Here is a 2,144-nt window from a genome sequence, read left to right on the forward strand (position 1 = left end):
CGTCGGGCGTCGCCATCCACGGCTACGAGGCGTTCGCCCGCCACGGAGAAGACGATGGCCTCGGGCGAAACGGTCAGGCGGACTTCGGCCGCGAAATCGGCCGCCGAGACAAGGTCCTCGCGGACCGGCGATTGCTCGGCGGGACCGCTCAGGAGGCCGCTGGAACCGCCCGCGACCCCCAGCGCCATGCGCTCGCCCCGGGTCTTCAGACCCAGGAGCTGGGCGGTGCGGGGGCCCATGCCGATGGCGGGCGTGCCGTCCCTGGTGGTGCTCTGGCGGGCCAGGCCATCCATGGGATCACGGTAGAGTTCGTCGACCGCCAGGTGCAGGTCCGCCTCCGAGAAGACCCAGACCACCTCGCCGCTGGGCGACCTCAACCGGACGCTGTCATACCCGGCGCGCTGCATGACCTGGACCAGCATGCTGGACAGCTCATTGCCGTGCTGTCCGAAAGCGCTCCAGTCCCCCCGGGCGACTACCTGCTCCAGCTGTCCGCCATCATTGATGCCGAAGCTGGAGAACACCTGCCGGTTGGCGGTGAGAAGTTGACCGGCTGCCTCGCGAACCTTGTCAGGCCAAGGCTGGGCAGAGAGGTCGGCGATGCGGCCGGTACGGACGTAGACGGGCACAGACTGCCGAGGCCCGCCGGCCAGCAGCGACCCAACCGCCTCCGCCTCCGCCCGGGTGCGGAAAACCGGGTGACCCCGCAGACCCGCGTGGTCGACAGGATCAAGGTCGGCATAGTCGCGGGAGGACACGGGATAGTGGCCGATGTCGGCTCTGCCGGTGGCGAAGCCGTCGCTTTCCAATTGTGCCAGGTCGAGGGAAGCCCTCATGGCCTCCAGCTCCGCTTGGCGCTGCGCCAGCTGCTCGGCTTGGAACCGGGCCTTGTAGGCCTCCGTCGCCTGGCGGGCGGCTTCACGGCCCCGGGTGGCCGCCGCGATGGAAGCGTCCAACTTGTCCCAGGCCAGCTCGACGTCCCGGGAATTGAAGAGCGCCAACCTCGGTGCGGCTTGAGGAACCTCACGGTGCAGGAGGGCCGTGAAGCCGGCGTCCTGGGCGGCAGCCATGATGGCGGCGAGGGCGTCGCCCTCGAAGGCCCCCGCCAGGGGGTGCCAATCCGCGCGCCGGATGTGGGCGACATAGTCGTCGAACGTCAGGGCCTCGGCCTGCCGGTCGAGCGCTTCAATGGCGTCGGCCTCCTCGGCGTAGGCGCTTTCGCCCAGGCGCCGGGCCACGGCCTCGCGGTCCAGATGATGGATGAACCAGGTTCGCTTGATTCCTTCCGAGTTCTGCTCCCAAAGGTCACGCAGGACCCGCTCGATGGAAACTTCGCTGGCGCCATCGTTGATGCTGGTGAGGTCCGCGACCATGCCTCGCCGGACGTAGGCCGGCGCCACGTTGTGGTCCGCCACCTGGGCCGCCGCGTCACGGTTGGCATAGGCGTAGACGATCCCCTGAAGGCCGACAGGGTAGAGCAGCGCCGGCTTTTCGCCATCCGTGACGGCCACCCAATGGGGCTGCGAGACATCGAAGCCCCGCTCCGCCATCTCGGCGATGGCCTCTCCCGCCCGGGCGCGCTGCCGCTCCGCATAGGCGGCGGCATCACGGGCCAGGTGGGGGGCCAGGAGGGTGTTGGCCGCACTTTGTGCCCGCTGGCGGTCGGACTGGCTCCACTCCTGGCTCCGGTCGAAACCGACCTGCTCGCCAAGCTCAACCGCGGCCCTGGCGGCCGACTGGGGATCACGAAACTGGGAGGCGCCGTTGCCGTTGACGGGCATCGCACCTTGCCCCATGCCGATGCGCCAGCGGACTTCGCCGTCGTCTCCAACGCTGGGCACCAGGGTGAGCCCGGGAGCACCGCCGCTGAGGGTCGGGATTTCCCGGGCACCGCTCGCATTGACCAGCACGGTGCGCTGCAGGGTCCAGCCGCCTTCGGCCAGGCCTTCCAGAGCGTCCCGGGCCGCCGCCATCATGGCATCGAAGCGGGGATGCGGCTCCGCACCAATACCTTCAGCTTGGCCATCCTGGTCCAGGGGTGCCAAGGCGAACGCGGCCGACGGCCGCCCCGGGTCGTTCCCTGAAGGGCGGATCGCGACCGGGCGTCCTTGTCGGCAAGCCGCCGGGTTTCGGCCGCCAGCTTG

The 2,144-nt window shown here is 69.8% G+C and carries 1 protein-coding gene; it reads right to left on the reverse strand.

Annotated elements, in window-relative coordinates; translation table 11 throughout:
* Nucleotides 1–2,045, reverse strand: a 2,045-nt coding sequence (locus I55_RS19375; RefSeq protein WP_044562228.1) for a hypothetical protein, incomplete at its 3' end; no start/stop codon positions are given.
* Between the last annotated feature and the right edge of the window lie 99 nt (nt 2,046–2,144).

The organism is Azospirillum sp. B4, from assembly GCF_000333275.1.
Lineage (GTDB): Bacteria > Pseudomonadota > Alphaproteobacteria > Azospirillales > Azospirillaceae > Nitrospirillum.